This window comes from Ligilactobacillus animalis (assembly GCF_009933595.1).
GTDB classification, from domain to species: domain Bacteria; phylum Bacillota; class Bacilli; order Lactobacillales; family Lactobacillaceae; genus Ligilactobacillus; species Ligilactobacillus animalis.
Genome location: NZ_CP047141.1, coordinates 451932 through 472494 on the forward strand (window position 1 = coordinate 451932; position 20563 = coordinate 472494).

The window sequence follows — 20563 nt, forward strand, 5'->3', positions numbered from 1 at the left end:
AGCTTATAAATACAGCAAACGAGGGGCCCATCACTGTATCGTGGTGGGCCCCTCGTTATTTAGGATTTATTCTTGTGTAGTTGCTTTGGCTGCTTCAATATCAGCTTGGGTGACCGAGATCGTAGCGAGATTGCTGCCATCAGGATTATCGTATTTTACCAAGACCTTAACATCGGGTGCAATGGCCTTAGCCCTATTTAATAAAGGCTCAACTTCTGGGATCAAAACTTGTTTTAAAGCTTCATTATCAAGATTGATATTTTGTGGTTGAGAAAAAGTATAGGTGTAAATGATCGTACTATCTTCACCTTCATCGATCGCGATATCTTTAAAAGTATCATTTTCGCCGTTGAGCTGAGCTTTAAGGGCTGGGATCTGACTTTGGGCAGTTTTGATCATTAAAGCAAAGTCTGCGGAGTTGCCTTTGGTTGATCTAGCACGTGAAAGTGAGTTTTTACTGGTCGAACTGGCTTTACTGCTCAAACTTTTAGCACTACTGGAACTGGTAGAACTGCTAGAAGAACTACTTGCAGTATCCTTTGCTTTATCATTAGAACAGGCTGTTAAACCAAAAAGGAAAAATACACTTAAAAATGCAATAAAAAACTTGTTTTTCATTAAAAAAACCTGCTTTCTTTTAAGATATATTTTCATTATATAAAGGGGGATATCGAGTACAAATCTAAAAAAATTAATATTGTACCTTTGAATGGGGACAGTTACAAATATAACTATATTATTTTAGATGTTATTGAAGCGATAATATCAATGGGATAAGAAAGGTGTTTTTTTCGAGTTTCTACCTATAATATGTAGATTATACTAAGTGGACATTTTGAGTAACTGGAACTTTCTTAAATTAATTGTTAAACTTAAACTAAAGAAAGATAAGGTAGGGGAAGCGAGATGACCGAGTTACACATTAGACATCGCAAATTATTATATTGTTTAAGTGGTTTAGGGATCGTTTTGGCAGCAGTACTGATCTATATTATTTTCAAAAATAACGAAGCGCAGTATTTACAATTTTTAGATCCTAAACATGATAAGAGTGTTTTGATGCATACATTTCGTGATCGTGGTCCTAAAGATGCACTATTGTTGATTTTATTGACGGCGGTCACTTCGGCTGTGCCAGCACTCTCAAGTTCAGTTATCTGTATTTTTAATGGTGTTTGTTTTGGGCCTGTTATCGGATTATTGATGAATATTACAGGCAATTCACTAGGAAATGCACTAGTAGCTGGCTTTTTTACTAAGTTTGATGAAAATCATGATTTTAATAAGGAAACTAAGCACCCTAATCGGATCTTAGAGCGCTTGGCTCATTTTAAGAACAAAATGGTCGCATTGATCCTAGGCTATATGATCCCGATCATCCCATCGTTTTTAGTCAATTATATGGGAGTTCGTTTGAAGATGGATTTTAGAAAGCAATTCTTATGTATCGTGATCGGTGTTTTACCGACATCATTTTTATATGCTTTTGGTGGGGATGCCATTTTTAAGGGAAATGATCTCCGGTTGATCGTCAGTGCATTGTGCATTATCTTACTGGTAGTGGGTGGTGTTACTTTCTATCGTAAAAAGCATGATGCTAAAAAAACTAATTAATGTATAGTAGTAAAGATCAGGTAGTGGGTCAGACCACTGCCTGATTTTTTTATATTTTGCGCTAAATGACGCATTTTTGTCATAAATATTTGGCAACAAGTGGAAGTTAAGATAAAATCTCGACCAAAAATACGAACTTATGTTCGTTATGGGTGTTACACTATTTCATGAATGTAACAAGAATGGCTAAAAAAGCGGAATTTTCGAAAAAATAACCGTTTTTTGGCCGTTGAAAAAATTTTTTTCGAATTTTTTCAAAAAAATTTGGTCAGAATTGGTAAAAAATCGGCTTTTTTTGTCATAAAACTTGTAAAAGGTAAGAACGGCGCTATTACGGGCTTGAGTTTAAACATAGATAATTTTAGTACAAAAGTTTTGTTACTAAATATTACGAAATGTAACAAATATTACATAACCTCCATTTTAGGTAAAGTTTTTGGTACTTTAATGTCACAAACAATCCGTATACTATTCATTGTTAGCTCGCAGGGAGCTAAAAAGCTTTGAGCTTTGGATGTTATTAGAAAAATAAATAATTGAATTTAAAAACATATAAGTAGAAGAATTTTACAGGAGTGAATATATTTTATGAATTTAAATAAGGTTTTATTGTCAGCCGCAACAGTCGTAGGTTTTACCGCTGCTACAGCAGCTGCCGCAAATGCAGATACAGTAACAGTTAATGCAGGTGATACACTTTCACACATCGCATTGCGTAATAACACAACAGTTGAAGCTCTTCAACAATTAAACAACTTAGAAAACATCAACTTGATCTTCCCAGGTCAAAAGATCGAAGTTGGCGGTCAAGCACAAACAGTTGAACAAGCACCAGTTGTAGCTGCTCAACCAACACAAACAACTCAAGCTGACCAAGCTCAACAAGTGGCTCAAGCCCAAGCTCAAGCAGCAGTTGAAGCACAACAAGCAGCGCAAGCACAAGCCCAAGCAGCCGCTCAAGCTCAAGCTGCAGCACAACAAGCAGCCCAAGCAGCAGCAGTTCAACAAGCAGCACAAGGTCAAAGCTACACAGCTACTCAACAACAAACAACAAATACGACCGGTAACGGTGATGAAGCAGCTGCTCGCGAATGGATCGCAGGTAAGGAATCCGGTGGTTCTTACACAGTAACAAACGGTCAATACATCGGTAAATACCAATTATCAGCTTCATACTTGAACGGTGACTACTCAGCTGAAAACCAAGAACGTGTTGCTAACAACTACGTATCTTCACGTTACGGTTCTTGGACAAACGCTAAACAACACTGGTTACAAAACGGCTGGTACTAAGATAAAATAATAATAAGTTTTAAAAGACTAGGCTCGTTCTAGTCTTTTTGTGTTATTTTTAAACTTTCACTAAATGAGCTTAATTTTCATGAAAACTTCCAAGGAAAGTATTATAATTTTAAATGATGAAATATTTAGTAACTTGAGGTGAGGATATGCGACTTTCAACAACGCTAATTATTCTGTTGGTATGTTTGTTTGGGTTGTTGATGATCATTAGTGCGGTCAATATGCACGAAAAAGAGTCGATCATAATGAAAGTTATCTTATTTGTCATCGGTGTGTTGGCACTGATGGTCGGAGGGTATCTTTTGATTCGCGTAGTCTTATTAGGGTAAGATAAAACAAATTATTTGGTCTATAAAGCGCAATGTGGTAATGTTAGAATGAAAGAGCTAATTATTAATTGGAGGGATCTGTATGGAAAAAGAATTTGATTTGACCCAGTTAGCGCAATATGACGGGCAAGATGGACGTCCAGCTTATGTTGCAATCGATGGTGTTGTCTATGATGTTACTGCAGTACCTGCTTGGAAGGGTGGCAAGCACCACGGGAACACAGCTGGTAACGATCTCAGTGCTGCGATCGCCCATGCTCCCCACGAAAAAGCAGTCCTAACTAAATTACCTAAAGTTGGTACACTAAAATAATACAAAAAAAAGGAAGGTTTTTTAGCCTTCCTTTTTTGTGCTCATTTTTAGAGATCAAGGGTGTTTTTTGTGCTGAAATTAAGCCCAGTCACCGTTTCTAAAGATCGGGGCTTTTGTACCATCAGCACGGATGCCGTCAATATTCATGTCAGCTGAACCCATCATGAAATCGACGTGGATCTGGCTGAGATTTAGTCCAGCCGCTGCCAATGCTTCATCATCCATCGTAGTTCCATCCTGGATACTGAAAGGATAGGCACTTCCTAACGCTAAGTGGTTGCTGGCATTTTCATCAAATAAAGTGTTGAAAAAGACGATCCCTGAACGTGAGATCGGTGAAGGGTCGGGAACAAGTGCTACTTCACCAAGGGAGCTAGCCCCAGCATCAGTTTCGACTAAATGTTCTAAGATATCTTGTCCGGAGCTAGCTTCGATCTTAGTTACATGACCAGCTTTGAATGTAAACTTGATATCTTCTAGAATATTGCCTGCATAGCTAAGTGGTTTAGTCGAAGTGACATAGCCGTCGATCCGATCTTTATCAGCCGCAGTGAAGACCTCTTCAGTTGGCATATTAGCCATAAATTCGATCCCCTCGACACTAAAGCTACCAGCACCTTCCCAAATATGGTTTTTAGGTAATCCAATAGTCAAGTCGGTCTTAGGGGAAGTGTAGTGGAGAGCCACGAATTGTTCGTCATTGAGCCATTTAGCTTTATTACTCAAGGTTTGATCGTGTTCTTGCCACGCTTTGATCGGGTCTTTTTGATCGATCCGACAAGTCTTAAAGATCTCCTCCCAAAGACGGTCGACAGATTCAGTATCACTTAGATCAGGGAAAACTTTTTTGGCCCAAGCTACATCTGAAGCAGCAACGACAGTCCAGGTAAGGTCATTGTTTTGGGTCGCTTTACGTACATTTAAAAGAGCTTTTCCCATCGCAGCCTGGTTTTTAGCGATCCGTTTGGGGTCGATCCCACTAAATGCATCGGGGTCTTCAGAGATCACTGATATCCGTGCGGCATGCTTATCCACGATATAATCTGCTTCAGCGCTTACGTAGGCTGGAATGTTTTCTAGGCGTTCTTCTGAAGCATGGGCTAAAAATTGCCGGCTAGTGAAGGTATCATTCCATTTAACGATAACTTCATTTGCTCCAGCAGCATAGGCTTCTTTGACGATCAAATGAGCTAATTGTTGTTGCGTCACTGAGATATATAGGACAACAGTTTGTCCAGGTTGAATGTTGACCCCCGTTTTTATGATCAAGTGAGCATATTGGGCGAGTTTATGTTCGAAATTTGCAATGGCCATAAAAATTCCTCCTTATTTTTTATCTATAATACCATAAGTAGCTTGAATTAAGGTACAATTAAATTTTTGTTTGAGCTTAACTATTGTTATAATAAGATGAAATACAAAACTTTTAGGAAGTGATGTACGTGAAAAAGCTTAAAGTGATGCCAATTTTTGGAACTCGTCCAGAAGCGATCAAGATGGCACCATTGATTTTAGAATTAAAAAAACGTGCGGCTGAATTTGAGACTGTTGTCACTGTGACAGCTCAGCACCGTGAAATGTTAGATCAAGTACTCGAAATTTTTGAGATCACCCCTGACTATGACCTTGATGTGATGCAACCAGATCAGACGATCACAACGATCACGACTAATGTGATGAATCGTTTAGAACAAGTGATCCAAGCCGAAAAACCGGATATCATCTTAGTTCATGGTGATACAACAACGACTTTTGCTGCTAGTTTAGCGGCCTTTTACAATAAAACTGCGATCGGTCACGTTGAAGCAGGGTTACGGACTTGGAATAAGTATTCGCCTTATCCCGAGGAGATGAACCGGCAGTTGACCGATGTTTTGAGCGATCTGTATTTTGCGCCGACTCTGCAAAGTAAAGAAAATTTATTACAAGAAAATCATCCTGTAGAGCAAGTTTATGTGACGGGAAATACGGCGATCGATGCCTTAAAGCAAACGGTTGCTCAAGATTATCAACATGATATCTTGGAAAAAGTTGATTTTTCTAAAAAAGTTATTTTAGTAACGATGCATCGCCGGGAAAATCAAGGTAAACCGATGGAACAAGTCTTTAAGGCGATGAAAGATGTTGTGGCCAAGCATCCTGATACCGAGATCATTTATCCCGTCCATCTCAGTCCCACGGTGCAAAAATTAGCCCATGCTGCCTTTGATGGGGTCGAGCGCGTCCATTTGATCGACCCACTAGATGTTGTTGATTTTCACAATTTGGCAGCCCGAAGCCATTTTATCATGAGTGATTCTGGTGGGGTCCAAGAAGAAGCTCCATCCTTGGGCAAACCTGTATTGGTCTTGCGCGATACGACCGAACGTCCGGAAGGAATCGCAGCTGGAACGCTTAAGTTAGTCGGGACTGAATACGAAAACGTCAAACGTGAAATGACGGCGTTGCTAGAAGATGAGAACCAGTATCAACAAATGGCACAAGCTAAAAATCCATATGGTGATGGGCAAGCTAGTCGGCGGATCTTAGATGCAATCGCCTACCACTTTGGTCAGTTGGCTGACCGACCACAGGATTTTAGTTGATAAAAAGCATTAAATAACTAACTGACAAAGGACCCATCACGATGCAAATGCATCATGATGGGTCCTTTACTATTTATACGGTTTTAGTGGCTTTTTTATTTTTCAGAAATGCGAAAAGGCCTAAGCTAGCATATAATAGCAGCCCTAGTGCTGATAATAAAGCCCCGATCTTTAAGCCAGGTAAGTGGTAAGTAAAAATTACGTGGTGTTTTCCCTTAGTTAAGGTCGTCCCGATAAAAGCATGATTAGTCTTGATGACGGTGCGTTTTTTACCATCGACCGTAACTTCCCAGCCCTTTGAGTACGGGATCGAAGACGTCAAGATCCCTTTTTTGGTGGCGGTAATATTACCGCTAACACCATTTTTGGTCAATTTGACATCTTGTAAAGCCTGTTTTTGGAGTTGTTGGACTTGCTTATCATAGCTAGTGCCCAGCTTTTCAACGTAGATCTTTAATTTAAAACTATATGTTCCAAGTTTAGATGGCGTCAAAGTCAAACTTGCAGGTAATTCTTTGAAATAGCCACTATTTAAAGTACCCTGAGTAACAGTCTTATAAAATGATAAAGCGTTTTGCTTAGGCTGGAAGAGTTTTTCTTGCCCAAGGTCTGAAGTTACACTAAGTGAAAAACTGTTGTCCGGCAATCCTTGTAGGATGTGGTAACGGAAATATTTGTAGGAACTTAGAAGTTCATTTTTCGCTAAGATCCCTTGGGTCAGATCGTTAATTTGCTTGCGTTTTTCCAAAGCTAACTGCTCACTAAATGTGAAAGGCGTGTATTTGATCTGAGAAAAATCAAAATGTAATTCGCCTGCACCGTACTTTTCGGGTTCTTCTAATATGATCTGGTAGGTCTCATCACTATCTTGTTTTACAAGGTCTTGGTGTGAGATCACCGTTCCCCGGCTTGAGATCAAACGATAAGGGACTTCAACGACTTCAGAAGTGATGGTCGTTGTAGGATAATTTTTAGCTAGCTTATCATCGACCACGACCCCTAAAGCTAAAGCCCGTTCACGTTGGGTGGGATTTAATTTATCAGCAGTCGAAGTAGCGATCGCTTTAGACTGGAGATACAACAGTGGAAAAGCATTTTTTGTTTGATAGAGCAAAGTTTGTTGATCTTTTTTACTATTTCCATTTGGATCAGTGAGCTTTTGGGTCGTCTTAGCCAGCTCATAACCATAAGGGATTTTATTAGCGTTAGGCTGGTTGGGCAAGGCAAACAGATAGCGGACGCCTAAGAAATTATTCAATACTGTTCGGTCAGAAACTTGGCCCAAGGGAATATTAGCTTCATACTGTGAGTTTTGCATCACATTTGAAAAATCGCCTAAGGACTTAGTTTGAAGTGAGTAGTATGAATTGATCGAATAGAGTTTAGAACCTAAAACATTGTAGAGATGGTAATCTGAACCCAATTCATAATTCTTGCTCAAAGTCGAGATCCGGTAAAAATCAGTTTGCGGATCGGGCAACGCTTTGTCTAAACCAAAGAAACGCTCATTTTTTAAAGTCTTATAGGCACCAGCGGGTAACATTTCGGTCGCATAGCCACCGTTATAGGGTGCTTCAAAGTAGATAGCATTAAAGCAGACATTAGCGATCAAGGCCCATAATAATAGGTGGGCTGGTAATTTTGAGCGGATCTTGGGCATGTTTGAAGCGATCAAAATACTCCAAAAGATAAATAAAAAGACGACCGGGATGAAGAGTTTTTCATCATTTTGGAATAGATAAGTCACGCCAATATAGGCTACATAGATCAGTAGGCTATACGTAAAGCTTTTTAAGCTCTTTTGTGTGAGCTTGTGGCTATTTTTTATCAAGCAACAAACTGCTAAGGCCATCGGTAAACATGTTAGCAAAGTCCACCGATTTGACGGTGCAAGCATCCCGTTAAAAACTGCGCCGAAAAATGGAAAGAGCAACATGATAAAACTCAGCAAAAAGCTCCCAAATAATAGCGGATATTTTTTGCGTTCACATACGATATAAACGAGCGCAAAAAACGCCAAGCTAGCAAATCCTAGCGCGCTCCAAAAGTAAAAATCACGGTTAGCTCCATTGATCAGCTGACTTGGCAGTGCTAAGTAGTAATAGGGGGGATAAAACGTCAAGCCATTAGCAAATGCGCCCCCTGAACGAGTCGAGTTTTTAACAGCCAAGATCTCAGGGATGAGCATGATACTGGCACACAACAAACTGGTCAGTGTCACCAGGCCTAAATTGAAGATGACCCGGAAAATATCTTTTGGCTGATAGAGCCGACGATAGTGTGTCCAAAAGCGTAATACCAAGTAGAGCATGGCTCCGATCCCTAAGACATAGGCAAAGTAAAAGCTACTGATCAGCATCCAAGTAAAAACGAGGATCAAAGGTAAGTAAGAATGTTTTTGCAAAACTGCTTCTAACGCCACGATTATCAGTGGAAAGAGGATAAACGGGGTCGTAAAGAAGGGTTGCGCGACATTTGAATAGAGCAAAAAGGCATTAAAAAGATAGACCAATGCTCCGGCAACGATCGTCCAACGTCCAAAGTCAAAATGCTTAGCTAGATAACAAAAGGCCAATCCCGCACAGTATAACCGCAAGATGATCGTCAATTGAAAAGCTAAAGCCAGCTGACTTTTAGGAAATAGTAGAGCGATATAGGTGAAAATATCTCCAATATTATAGTAGGAATAGACTTGAAAAGCATCACTTCCCAAGCCAAAGTTCCACGCCCATTGAGTTATCCCCTGACTAGGATCTTTGAAAAAGTTTAAGACCAGCTCGCGGTATTGTTCCAGTAAAGGCAGATGTTGATTAGCACCATCTAAATGCCAGATCAAGGCGTATCCAGTGATCAAATAAGTTCCATAGACAAAAAATGAAACCAGTAAGAAGGCCAAAGTATAGGTCAAATACAGATGTTTTAACTGTTTTTTCTCAAAGGAAAAATTCAAAGCAGTCACCTCAGATCAGTTTTTGTCATGGATCTAACTTTAAGCATTGACAGCTTGAGCTAAAGCTGCGGCAAAATCATCCAAACGTTTGATATCTTCGTCACTATCGGGTGCTAAATTGATCTTGACGTTTTGAGCTCCTTGTTTAGCCCCAGCATTTTCTAAAGCTTGTCCAAATTTATCGACTGCCAAGCCAAAATATTCACCGTAGAAAGTATCGCCAGAGCCAGCCACACCGTAAACTTTGCCAGTTAGATCGACATCGGCTAGTTCTTCGTAAAAATCGATCCCTTCATCAGGAAGTGAACCTTCATCGTAAGTATAGGGGCAGACCACACAGAGATCGACCTCTTCGAAATCAGCTGGATCGGCTTGTGAGATCTCTTCGACTTCGACGTCCATTCCTTTTTCTTCGAGTGCTTGTGCGATAATATCTGCAATATCTTCATTGTTGCCAGTGATCGTGGCAAAGACAACTTTAGCTGTAGCCATAAAATTATCCTTCTTTCATATTTAATGTTTAGTTACAAGGACTATTATACCAAAATTGATAACAAATATTTTCCCAGAAAGGATAAGATATTTAAAAACTCAAATGATAAAGGTATAATGAAAGGGTCAAAGAATTTTATGAAGGGAATTTAGATATATATGATCACATTAAAATCACCACGCGAGATCGAAGCAATGACAAAGTCTGGTGCGATCCTAGCGGGGATGCATGTAGGCTTGCGCGACATCATCAAACCAGGGATCTCGAGTTGGGATATTGAAGAATTTGCTAGAAAGTATTTTAAAGAACACGATGCAGTTGCTGCTCAGATCGGGTTTGAAGGGTATGAATATGCAACTTGTGTCAGTGTCAATGATGAGATCTGTCATGGCTTCCCACGTAAGAACTTGATCTTAAAAGAAGGCGATCTGGTAAAAGTCGATACAGTAGTGGACTATCATGGAGCGTTTAGTGATTCTTGCTGGAGTTATGTAGTGGGCAAAGCAACACCAGAAGTTGAACGCTTGATGGAAGTGACAAAAAAAGCGATGTATCTTGGGATCGACCAAGCAAAAGTCGGTAACCGGATCGGCGATATCGGGGCTGCGATCCAAAAATACGTTGAGGAAGAAAATGGTTATGGCGACGTTCGTGAATTCATCGGTCACGGGATCGGGCCAACAATGCATGAAAGTCCAAATGTACCGCATTATGGTGAAGCAGGTAAGGGCGTTAGATTGCGTGAAGGGATGACGATCACGATCGAACCGATGGTCAATATCGGTGACTGGCGGGCTGATATGAGCGATCCAGATGGTTGGGTCGCTCGGACTGCTGATGGTAGTTTGTCTTGCCAATATGAGCATACGATCGTGATCACTAAGGATGGTCCTAAGATCTTGACCTCACAAGATCCAGATATTGATGCAAAATATCTCTACCGTCCATAGTGGGCTGTTAAAAGAGATAGTAGAGTGAGACGTAATTTTTCGAATTGTGTTATAGCTTGTAAATCTGGGTAACACTGGTATAATTAAATTTGGAATGCTCAAGCGTTACCATTGTGACTATAGTGGGACGTAAAAAATTTTAAAGAGGTATTATTAAATGAAAGTAAGAAAAGCAGTTATTCCTGCCGCTGGTTTAGGGACACGATTTTTGCCTGCAACTAAGGCTTTGGCTAAAGAAATGCTGCCAATCATCGATAAACCAACGATCCAATATATCGTTGAAGAAGCTAAAAAATCTGGGATCGAAGATATCTTGGTCGTGACCGGTAAAGGTAAACGTCCGATCGAAGACCACTTCGATTCAGTTCCTGAATTGGAACAAAACTTAAAGGAAAAGGGTAAGACTGAGTTGTTACGTCTAGTCGAACAAACGACTGATATCAACTTGTACTTTATCCGCCAATCACATCCACGTGGCTTGGGTGATGCAGTTTTAATGGCCAAAGACTTTGTGGGCAATGAGCCATTTGTGGTCATGCTCGGTGATGATATCATGGAAGACAAAGTGCCATTGACAAAACAATTGATGAATCGCTACGATGAAACACATGCTTCAACTTTAGCTGTCATGAAAGTGCCACACGAAGAAGTCAACAAGTATGGTGTCATCGATCCAACTTCGGAAACCAAACCTGGCTTATACGATGTTAAACAATTCGTTGAAAAACCAGATGTTGATAAGGCGCCATCTGATTTGGCGATCATTGGGCGTTACTTATTGACCCCAGAGATCTTTACGATGCTTGAAACTCAAGAACCAGGCGCTGGTAACGAGATCCAATTGACAGATGCGATCGATCGCTTGAACAAGATCCAACGCGTATTTGCACACGAGTTCAAGGGTCAACGTTACGATGTTGGTTACAAGTTTGGCTATCTTAAGACTTCGATCCAATTTGGTTTGCGCCACCCAGAAGTACAAGCTGAATTGAAAGAATATATCAAAGAATTAGGCAAGACACTTAAATAGTCGAAAAAAGCTGGGGCTGATCCCAGCTTTTTTAATTTCAGCTAGGGGGAGGAATTTTAGATGACACGTAAACATCATCACGACAAACGCAGTCGACGTGGTTTAGCGTTAGTATTGAAAATAGGGGCGGCTGTGCTAGTTGTATTATTAGTATGTGTTATTGCATGGAAAAATGAGACGGTCCATAGTAGATTAGTTAGTGCTTTTGGTGATAATGAAAAGTTGCAAAAAGCAGAATATGACAAGCAACGAGCACTGGCGGCTAAAAAATATGGTTCTTCGACAAAAGAAGAAGCAAAAGTAGTGGATAAAGAGTCTGTTAAAGCAGATCCAAGCCAAAGCTCAACTGTGAAAAAAGCTAGTGAAAGTGAGCGTTCAAGTTCTAATTCTAATTATGGTACGTATACTGTCCAGTCAGGGGACTATCTCTCAACGATCGCAGCTAAGTACAATACAACGGTCCAAGAACTAATAGAGTTGAACGATCTTGAAAGTTCACGGGTAGCTGCGGGCGTGACGCTTAAAGTTCCAATGCAAGAACAACAGACGTCAACGCGTAGTGCTGCAACAGAGTAAATGAGGATGTAATGGAATTTAAGACAGTCAAACAAGAGTTGGATGCTTTCTACAAAATTGCGAGTAAAAATTTTAAACGCGCTAATATCAGTAATACTGCGATCGTGATCGCGTATTATACCTTAGTTGCGATCTTTCCGATGGTCATTTTTATCGGAAATATTTTGCCATTATTGCATATCAAAGCAAGTGAGATCTTACCCTATTTAGAAATGGCAGTTCCGAAGGCGGTCTATACTACGCTGGAACCCTTATTAGAAACTTTTTTGAGCAATGGTTCTTCAGGTGGGGTCGCTTCAGTCAGTGGGGTCATCTCCGTTTGGGCGGCTAGTCGAGGGATAAATGCCTTAAAGAAAGCTTTCAATGAAGCATTTGGAGTCGGAAATGATCAGGGGATCTTTACCCAGCGGATCTTATCATTTTTGATCACGATCTTTATCGGAGCGCTGTTGGTGATCGCCTTTATCGTATACAGTTTTGGGCAATTAGTTTTAGAATATCTCATCCCGATCTTTGGGTTGCCCTTGGATTGGTTGACGACTTTTACCCAATTGAAATGGCCAACGACACTTTTAGGGATCTTTTTGATCATGTGTTTATTGTACCTGTTAGTCCCAAATGCGAAAGTCCATTTACGCTATCTTTGGGTCGGAGCTTTATTTTCGACGCTAGGATGGATGCTCTTGACCCAAGGCTTTAGTATCTATGTACGTTATTTTGCGCGGTCGGTCTTGAGTTATGGAACGATCGGGACCTTTATCGTATTGCTGTTTTGGATGAATTACAGTGCTTTAGTGATCATGGTCGGAGCAGTTATCAATGCTACTTTGGAAGAGCGCAAATACGGTACGATCCGGTCTAAACGGACCTTAGATCACTTCAATGATAGTTCAGTCAAGCGTTTCTTTAATTGGAAACGTGGCTCTAAATAAATTAAATGCCAGCCGTTTTAGCAGCTGGCATTTAATTTATTCTGCGGTCAGTTCAGCTAGATAGCCTTCGATCTCACTCAAGGAAAAGCCTTTACGATAAAGGGCTTGTTTTAATTTAAATGAACGTTCTGGTTCGGGATAACGTTGATAACGCCGTAAAAGTTTAGCGCCTTGTTCACGTAGAGCCTCAAGTTGAAGCGTATCATCTTTTTCAAGGGCTAATTCTTCGAGCACCAAACTAATGGTCTCACTGCTAAACCCTTTAGTTGCAAGGTGTTGATAGAGTTTATTTTTTAAAGTTTGAAAGGCCAGTTTTTTATTTTTAGCGACAAATTTTTCAGCTAGCTTAAATGCAGTCTGGACTTGCTGCTCGAGACTAAATTCGGTGAGAGCCTCATTGATAAATTCTTCAGCTACCCCTTTTTGTTTAAGCTTTTGTGCGATCACAAACGGTCCTTTATCCGTTGTCTTAGCCGCTGTGCGGACGTAACTTTTAGCATAGGTCAAGTCATCTAAGAGATTTAGTTCGACTAACTTGGAAATGATCTGATCTTGGTCATTTTCAGGGATCTCAAGTTTAGTTAAATAGGTCTGGATCTCTTTTTTGGTGCGCAATTGATAGCTGAGATGATCTAAAGCTTTATTGTAGGCCTTAGAGAGCAAGTCGGCTTGTTGTAAGCACTCGATCATTTCTTCATCAAGTTCGAGGCCCTTAGCGAGACGATATTTGATCAAAACATCTTCGCTGACGGGAAAAGCGTATTTACCGTCTAAATAGATGTTGAAACGTCCGGCTTTCTTTTGTGTTACAATCGCAGTGATTTTTTTAGCCATCAATTTTCCTCTTTTCTAATGATGTTACTACTATCTTAGCTTAATGTGTTATAATTTCAAAGATAAAAAATGGAAGGAATTTTAGTGTGAAACGAGTAAAGCCCAAAATGGCCTCTGGGGTCAGATTGAAAAAAGACCAAAAAATTGTTGTGACGATCAAGCGTTTAGGCATAAATGGTGAGGGGATCGGATATTATAAGCGAAAGATCGTCTTTATTCCTAAAGCTTTACCAGGAGAAGTCGTCTTAGCGAGTGTGACAGAAGCTAAAGAAAAATATGCCAAGGCGCGCTTGTTAAAGATCAAACAAAAAAGTCCAGATCGCGTCCAACCAGTGGATAAATATGATGTTGGGGGGATCGAACTTGAACATTTAGCTTATCCAGCTCAATTGGAATTTAAACGAGATGTGATCGCTCAGGCTTTAGCTAAGTATCGGCCAGCTGGTTATAAAGAATATGAGCTTCGGCCGACTTTAGGAATGGCTGATCCTTATCACTACCGCAATAAGGCTCAATTTCAGGTGCGTAAAAATAAAGCAAGGCAAGTCATTGCTGGCTTATATAAAGAAAATAGCCATATTTTAGTTGACCTACCGACTTTTGCGACGCAACGTGAATTGACGATGAAAGTGATAAATACTGTTCGAAAGTTACTAGAGAAATGGCAAGTCCCGATCTACGATGAACGCAAGGATCAAGGGACAGTTAAAACTTTAGTCGTCCGGGAATCCTTTGCGACGGGAGAAGCGCAACTGGTTTTCATAACCCGAACAGCGCAATTGCCCCGCAAAAATGAACTGTTGCCTGAGATCAAGCAGTTATTACCAGAAGTAGTATCGGTGATGCAAAATATCAATCCGCAAAATACCTCTTTGATCTGGGGCGAAGAAACACAATTATTGATGGGAAAAGAAAGTATCACTGAAAGATTGGGCGATGTTAGTTTTGAATTGTCAGCGCGTGCCTTTTTCCAAATGAATCCCCTCCAAACTAAGGTCTTATACGATGAAGTCAAAGAAGCTTTAGAATTATCACCAAATGAGACTTTGGTCGATGCTTATTGTGGTGTAGGTACGATCGGATTATATGTGGGTAAGGATGCTAAAGAGATCCGAGGAATGGACATTGTGCCCGAAGCCGTGGCCGATGCGCAACTAAATGCCAAAAAAGCTGGGCGTCAAGCTGTTTATACGACCGGTAAAGCCGAGAACGTCATTCCAAAATGGATCAAAGAAGGATTTAGCTTTGATGCTTTAGTCGTCGATCCCCCACGAACCGGTCTAGATGACGCTTTGATCAAGGCGATCTTAAAATATCGTCCAGCTAAGTTTGTCTATGTTTCATGTAATCCTTCGACTTTAGCGCGTGATCTAGTGGCGTTGACCCAAGCTTATCGTGTTGAATATATTCGCTCGGTCGATATGTTTCCACAAACAGCGCGGGCTGAAGCAGTCGTTAAATTAGTTAAACGCGCCTAGTAAAAAATAGTGCTCGAAGAATTTTGGTCCCAGTTATATTGTCATAGGCATTTTCTGCAATCTTTGGTATAATTGAAATGATATTGGTGTAACTACACCCTTGTTTATAGAAAGCAGGAAGTTATATGCGTCATTCAAATGGGCCAAAGGAAGGCGAGTTTATTACGATCAAGAGTTATAAACACGATGGCAGCCTACATCGGACATGGCGCGATACGATGGTACTCAAGACAAGTGAAAATGCTTTGATCGGATGTAATGATCACACTTTAGTTACAGAAGCTGATGGAAGGCGTTGGGTCACCCGTGAACCAGCTCTGGTTTATTTCCATAAGCACTACTGGTTTAACATTGTGGCGATGATTCGTGATAACGGGGTTTCCTACTACTGCAATCTAGCCTCACCGATGGTTTTAGATAAGGAAGCTCTCAAATATATAGATTACGATCTGGATGTAAAAGTATTTCCTAATGGTGAAAAACGGTTACTCGATGTAGACGAGTATGCTGAACACAGTGCTAGATGGAAATATCCGGCTAAAACAGATCTGATATTAAAGCACAATGTTAAGACTCTAGTCGATTGGATCGAACACGGCAAGGGACCGTTCTCAAAAGAATATGTCGAGATTTGGTATAATCGCTATTTAGAATTGTCGCGCCAGCAGTAATTGCCTGTTTATAACCATTTGGGGCTGTGATAGAAGTCGCAGTCCCTTTTTTTATATCCAAAGGTGGGGAGACCAAAAGAAACAGAAAGGAAAAATTATGTTTAATAAAAAAAGACGTTATCGTTTGATGTATTGGTCACTTGAGTTGTTGTTGGTCGCATTGTTGATCTTTGTTTGTACCCAGATAGGTTTTATCTTTCAACCGATCGGGATCTTCATTTCAACGATCTTTGCGCCGGTATTGATCGCCGGGTTCTTATTTTATGCGCTGAACCCTTTGGTCAATTTACTTACTAAAGTCCAGTATAAAAAGTTTAAGATCGGGCGCACTTGGGCAGTGACGATCGTCTTTCTCTTGTTCTTTGCCTTGATCGGCTTGACAGTTGCGTATTTAGTTCCTAAATTAACGACACAGGTCGAACAATTAGTCGCACGGACACCTAAGTATTTAAGTGAGCTTCAAGCATACTTAACTGAATTAGCGCGTAATTCTAAACGCCCAGATTGGGCCGACAATATCGATCTGACCGAATATATCAATAATATCAAAGATTCACTCAATGGTATCTTGAAGAACTTTATGGGTTCATTGACCTCGAGTTTGGGTTCAATGATCGGCGCGGTGACAAGTATCACAATGACGATCGTAACGGTTCCGTTTGTGCTCTTTTACATGTTGAAAGACGGACCGAAACTTTTGCCAAATATCAAACGCATGTTACCAGCTAAACAAGCTGATGTTATCGGGGATCTCTTGGTAAAAATGAGTGATACGATCGCTAAATATATTTCGGGTCAAGTGATCGAGTGTTTGTTTGTCGGAACATTTTCAGCGATCGGCTATGGCTTGGTCGGGATCCCATATGCACTTTTGATCGGCATGTTTGCGGGGATCACGAATATCATTCCGTATCTTGGACCGTATATCGGACTGGTGCCAGCGATCTTTATCGCACTTTCAATGTCATTTAAAGAAGTTATCTTAGTGATCGTTGTCTGTGTGGTCGTCCAACAGATCGACGGTAATCTCGTTTATCCAAACGTGATCGGTAAGTCGTTAGATATCCATCCGTTGACGATCATCATGATCTTATTAGCAGCTGGAAATATTGCTGGTCTATTAGGTATGATCTTGGCGATCCCACTTTATGCGGTCTCAAAGGTCGTTGTGACGTATGTTTATGACATTATCAAACTCCAAAACAGCGACACAGATGCCTAAGTGTCTAAGTTGCCAGGGACCACGATTTGTGGTATTTTGAAATTGTATTGAAAATATCTTATAAGTAGGGATGTATATTTTATGACAAAAAAAATAGCAGTATTAGGTGCCGGTTCGTGGGGTAGTACTCTTGCGAGCGTTTTAATTGAAAATGGACATGATGTCACACTTTACACAAACGTTGTCGAACAGGCGGCAGAGCTTAATGAAAAGCATACAAATGAACAATATATGCCTGGCTTTAAGTATTCAGAAAAACTACGGGCAACGACAGACTTGGAAGAAGCTTTAACTGATACCGATGCAATTTTATTTGTTGTACCAACTAAAGTAACACGCTTGGTGGCTAAACAAGTCAAAGAAGTTTTAGCTAAGTTAAAACAACGTCCAATGGTGATCCATGCCAGCAAGGGGTTAGAGATCGGTACGCATAAACGGATCTCTGAGATCATCCACGAAGAATTGACGGATTGTTATTGCTCAAGCATCGTTGTCTTGTCTGGTCCAAGTCATGCCGAAGAAGTTGCGCGACATGATATCACCTTGATCACAGCTGCTAGTGAAGAAGAAAAAGCAGCTGAGCAAGTCCAAGACATGTTTACTAATAACTACTTACGGATCTATACCAATAACGATGTAGTCGGTGTTGAAACTGGGGCCGCCTTCAAGAACGTCATCGCGATCGGGGCTGGTATCTTACATGGCCTAGGCTATGGGGATGATGCTAAAGCGGCCTTGATGACACGCGGGTTAGCCGAAGTTGCCCGTTTAGGCATGGCTTATGGAGCAAGTCCATTGACATTTATGGGTCTTTCTGGTGTTGGTGACTTGATCGTGACATGTACCTCAGTGCACTCTAGAAACTGGCGCTGTGGTGATCAACTTGGTCAAGGCAAGCCGCTTGATGAAGTTATTGAAGACATGGGCATGGTCATTGAAGGGGTCAATACTGCGAAGGCAGCCTATGATCTTTCACGTGAAGAGCATATTGAAATGCCGATCACAGAAGCTATCTACAACGTTTTGTATAATAAAGCTGATATCAAAGAAGAGATTGGGAGTTTGATGACTCGCGATAGTAAATCTGAAGTTATCGGAAAACGAAAATAAACAGGAAAAGATCCGCCCCGATGTTTGGGGCGGATCTTTTAGTATAGCTTAGTTATTCTTCATCGACTTCTTTGGGTAAGATCTTGGCGGTCGTTTTGAAGATGAACCATTTACTAAAGAAGTAATTCAAAATACCACAAATGAGTTGATCGAGTATTTTGGCCAGATCTTTATAGAGCGCTAAGAGTTGCACACCGGTAAACATCAGCCCAAGATCCAAGATAAACGAGAAGAGCCGAACATTACAAAATGAAACAAATTCTTGGAGCGTCTGTTTCAAGGTCGTATTTTTAGAAGCAAAGACCCAATGTTTATTAGTTACGAAGGTAAAAATGATCGCAACGATATAAGCAAGACAATTAGCGAGTAAGTAGTTGAAACCAAGATCTTTTTCCAAGATATGGAATAAGATAACATTGATAGCACTAGCTAAAGTCCCAAAGAAGGTATAAGAAAAGAAGTTTTGATATTTACGATAGAGTTTTTTCAAGTTGGTAAAGCTGCTATATAGGATCTGGTCAAATATAGCTTTTCCTTTCCTAATTTTGTTTACTACCGTCTCCATTAGTCTAGGGTCAGAGTTGCGTAAAATAGCAACTAACCTTAATATTATAGTGGAAACACATGTTTTAGTGCAAATTTTGTATTCGCTCAGCTTTCTAGTTGACGCTAGGAAAGCAATTTTGTACTATTGAAACTAGCTTAATTTGATAAGGTAATTGGTGAGAGAGTATGGCAAAAATAGAAATCAAATATATTACTAAGAGCGTGCCGTTGCTCTTAGATAAAAAAGAAAAACACGATGTAAAAAACTTTTGGGAATTACGTGGGATCGACCTAGCTGTAAATGATGGTGAAGCGGTCGGTGTGATCGGTGATAACGGCTCGGGCAAGGTGGCTTTGATGAAGATCTTGGGCCAAAAAGATAAACAAACAACGGGTTTTATCACGACTAAGGCCAAAAGATCCTATGCTTCTTGTACGAGTTTAGACCCCGAAAAGACGGGGCTTGAAAATATTCGTCAAGCGATCGCTCAGGCTGACATTGATGAATTTAAGGGTAACCATTATACTAACGGGATCATCAACTTTTCTGAGATCGGTGAATTATTGTATCGTCCAGTCAAAGAATATTCGACGGGGATGTATGCTCGGTTAGCTTTGAGTATCGTATTATTCATTGATCCAGAATTAGTAATTTTAGATGAAGTTTTATCCCCAGTCGACCGGAACTTCTACTTTAAAGCCGTGCAAAAGATCCAACAATTAAAGGATACCGGTGTTACATTTATCGTTTCTGAAGTGCGTCCAGTTATCATCGAGACGCTTTGTGAACGTGCGGCACTTTTACAATTTGGTGTCTTACAAGATTTTGGGGCAACAACAGAAGTGGTCAGACAGTATGAATATGCTTGTGAATGGATCGCTAATTTGACCTTACCTGAAAAAAATGACTACTTAGCAGAAAAACAGGCAGAACAGGTCAACTTTGACATCAATAAGGTTTATGAAGTGTTCAAGAGTGAACAATTCAAGCATGGTTATACGCGCAAAGATGAGCCTCGGATGCGTAAGGAATTTTTTGTTGAACGCGGTAACGACCCTGTACAACGCGAAAAAGCCACGCAGACAGATAAACCAGCTAAACGTGTCAATTCTAAAGTGATCCTTGCTTTATTAGCGTTAGTAGTGCTCGTCTTTGGTGGCGTTTTTTGGTACCAAAAGACCCAAGCTTCTAATGCAACGAAAGCTAAGGGAAATTCAGCAAGTATCGCTAAAGTAAGTTCACAAAAAAAGGCTGCTTCTTTAAGTGAAAGCAAAACTAAAGCGTTAAGTGCTAAAGAAGCTAGCCAAAAAGCAGCGAGTGAGAGTGCTCAAAAAGCGGCAGAAGAGAGTCAACGTAAACAAGAAGAAGCAAGTAAACAAGCTGCAGCCAGCTCAGAAAGTGCAGCTAAGGCAAGTAGTGAGAGCGCAGCTAAAGCAAGCAGCGAAAGTGCCGCTAGCTTATCTTCAGCCCAAGCCGATGCGCAAACGATCAATGTGGCTGATGGTGATACGCTCGAGTCTTTAGCTGCAAAATATGCAACTACAGTCGAAAAAATTCAAGAATTGAATAATTTAGGTTCAAGTGTTGATCTAACAGCTGGTGAAACACTTTATGTACCGAAATAAAA

The 20563-nt window shown here is 40.5% G+C and carries 20 protein-coding genes; 14 read left to right on the forward strand and 6 right to left on the reverse strand.

The window, feature by feature from the left end; genetic code table 11:
• Window positions 1-66 precede the first annotated feature (66 nt).
• Window positions 67-618 (reverse strand): hypothetical protein, encoded by a 552-nt coding sequence (locus tag GSR62_RS02090; RefSeq protein WP_052006364.1) that lies wholly within the window; start codon window positions 616-618, stop codon window positions 67-69.
• Between the two features lie 288 nt (window positions 619-906).
• Between GSR62_RS02090 and GSR62_RS02095 the strand changes: the two genes are divergently transcribed.
• From GSR62_RS02095 to GSR62_RS02110, 4 genes are all read left to right on the forward strand, one after another.
• Entirely contained in the window at window positions 907-1614 is a 708-nt protein-coding gene (locus GSR62_RS02095; RefSeq protein ID WP_010688461.1) for a TVP38/TMEM64 family protein, read from the forward strand.
• Window positions 1615-2202: 588 nt separating this feature from the next.
• Window positions 2203-2907 carry an aggregation-promoting factor gene (gene apf / locus GSR62_RS02100; protein ID WP_066023485.1) on the forward strand — a complete coding sequence of 235 codons (705 nt, stop codon included), beginning with the start codon at window positions 2203-2205 and terminating at the stop codon, window positions 2905-2907.
• Window positions 2908-3062: 155 nt separating this feature from the next.
• On the forward strand, window positions 3063-3245 hold the full coding sequence (locus tag GSR62_RS02105) for a hypothetical protein (RefSeq protein WP_029507289.1): 183 nt from the start codon (window positions 3063-3065) through the stop codon (window positions 3243-3245).
• A gap of 82 nt (window positions 3246-3327) precedes the next feature.
• Window positions 3328-3558, forward strand: a complete 231-nt coding sequence (locus GSR62_RS02110; protein ID WP_035448413.1) for a cytochrome b5 domain-containing protein — start codon at window positions 3328-3330, stop codon at window positions 3556-3558.
• Between the two features lie 78 nt (window positions 3559-3636).
• Here the strand turns inward: GSR62_RS02110 and GSR62_RS02115 are convergent, their stop codons facing one another.
• The gene (locus GSR62_RS02115) at window positions 3637-4872 is read right to left on the reverse strand and encodes an aminopeptidase (protein WP_066023484.1); all 1236 of its coding nucleotides are present in this window, start codon (window positions 4870-4872) and stop codon (window positions 3637-3639) included.
• Between the two features lie 128 nt (window positions 4873-5000).
• Here GSR62_RS02115 and wecB point away from each other — a divergent pair, with 128 nt between their 5' ends.
• Complete coding sequence (wecB, locus tag GSR62_RS02120; protein WP_066023483.1) at window positions 5001-6143, forward strand: non-hydrolyzing UDP-N-acetylglucosamine 2-epimerase; 1143 nt, start codon at window positions 5001-5003, stop codon at window positions 6141-6143.
• Window positions 6144-6216: 73 nt separating this feature from the next.
• On the opposite strand, the gene GSR62_RS02125 is transcribed toward wecB, so the two are convergent.
• On the reverse strand, window positions 6217-9093 hold the full coding sequence (locus tag GSR62_RS02125) for a YfhO family protein (protein WP_066023482.1): 2877 nt from the start codon (window positions 9091-9093) through the stop codon (window positions 6217-6219).
• A gap of 39 nt (window positions 9094-9132) precedes the next feature.
• Window positions 9133-9585: a flavodoxin gene (locus GSR62_RS02130; RefSeq protein WP_010688454.1), complete on the reverse strand. Its 453-nt coding sequence runs from the start codon at window positions 9583-9585 to the stop codon at window positions 9133-9135.
• A 159-nt stretch (window positions 9586-9744) separates the two neighbouring features.
• Between GSR62_RS02130 and map the strand changes: the two genes are divergently transcribed.
• From map to GSR62_RS02150, 4 genes are all read left to right on the forward strand, one after another.
• Window positions 9745-10536, forward strand: coding sequence for a type I methionyl aminopeptidase (map, locus tag GSR62_RS02135; protein WP_066023481.1), 792 nt, complete (start codon window positions 9745-9747; stop codon window positions 10534-10536).
• Window positions 10537-10693: 157 nt separating this feature from the next.
• Entirely contained in the window at window positions 10694-11566 is an 873-nt protein-coding gene (gene galU, locus GSR62_RS02140; protein ID WP_035448404.1) for a UTP--glucose-1-phosphate uridylyltransferase GalU, read from the forward strand.
• A gap of 60 nt (window positions 11567-11626) precedes the next feature.
• Window positions 11627-12142, forward strand: a complete 516-nt coding sequence (locus tag GSR62_RS02145) for a LysM peptidoglycan-binding domain-containing protein (RefSeq protein WP_066023480.1) — start codon at window positions 11627-11629, stop codon at window positions 12140-12142.
• 11 nt (window positions 12143-12153) lie between these two features.
• Window positions 12154-13074 (forward strand): YihY/virulence factor BrkB family protein, encoded by a 921-nt coding sequence (locus tag GSR62_RS02150; protein ID WP_010688441.1) that lies wholly within the window; start codon window positions 12154-12156, stop codon window positions 13072-13074.
• A gap of 36 nt (window positions 13075-13110) precedes the next feature.
• On the opposite strand, the gene recX is transcribed toward GSR62_RS02150, so the two are convergent.
• The gene (recX, locus tag GSR62_RS02155; RefSeq protein ID WP_066023479.1) at window positions 13111-13908 is read right to left on the reverse strand and encodes a recombination regulator RecX; all 798 of its coding nucleotides are present in this window, start codon (window positions 13906-13908) and stop codon (window positions 13111-13113) included.
• 107 nt (window positions 13909-14015) lie between these two features.
• Between recX and rlmD the strand changes: the two genes are divergently transcribed.
• From rlmD to GSR62_RS02175, 4 genes are all read left to right on the forward strand, one after another.
• Window positions 14016-15386 carry a 23S rRNA (uracil(1939)-C(5))-methyltransferase RlmD gene (gene rlmD / locus GSR62_RS02160; protein ID WP_066023478.1) on the forward strand — a complete coding sequence of 457 codons (1371 nt, stop codon included), beginning with the start codon at window positions 14016-14018 and terminating at the stop codon, window positions 15384-15386.
• A gap of 125 nt (window positions 15387-15511) precedes the next feature.
• Window positions 15512-16057 (forward strand): nucleoside tri-diphosphate phosphatase, encoded by a 546-nt coding sequence (ntdP, locus tag GSR62_RS02165; protein ID WP_066023477.1) that lies wholly within the window; start codon window positions 15512-15514, stop codon window positions 16055-16057.
• Between the two features lie 97 nt (window positions 16058-16154).
• Window positions 16155-17279: an AI-2E family transporter gene (locus GSR62_RS02170; protein ID WP_010688437.1), complete on the forward strand. Its 1125-nt coding sequence runs from the start codon at window positions 16155-16157 to the stop codon at window positions 17277-17279.
• Window positions 17280-17360: 81 nt separating this feature from the next.
• The gene (locus tag GSR62_RS02175; RefSeq protein ID WP_066023476.1) at window positions 17361-18389 is read left to right on the forward strand and encodes an NAD(P)H-dependent glycerol-3-phosphate dehydrogenase; all 1029 of its coding nucleotides are present in this window, start codon (window positions 17361-17363) and stop codon (window positions 18387-18389) included.
• A gap of 52 nt (window positions 18390-18441) precedes the next feature.
• On the opposite strand, the gene GSR62_RS02180 is transcribed toward GSR62_RS02175, so the two are convergent.
• The gene (locus GSR62_RS02180; RefSeq protein ID WP_010688435.1) at window positions 18442-18879 is read right to left on the reverse strand and encodes a GtrA family protein; all 438 of its coding nucleotides are present in this window, start codon (window positions 18877-18879) and stop codon (window positions 18442-18444) included.
• 242 nt (window positions 18880-19121) lie between these two features.
• Between GSR62_RS02180 and GSR62_RS02185 the strand changes: the two genes are divergently transcribed.
• On the forward strand, window positions 19122-20561 hold the full coding sequence (locus tag GSR62_RS02185) for an ATP-binding cassette domain-containing protein (RefSeq protein WP_035448397.1): 1440 nt from the start codon (window positions 19122-19124) through the stop codon (window positions 20559-20561).
• Window positions 20562-20563: the final 2 nt, after the last annotated feature.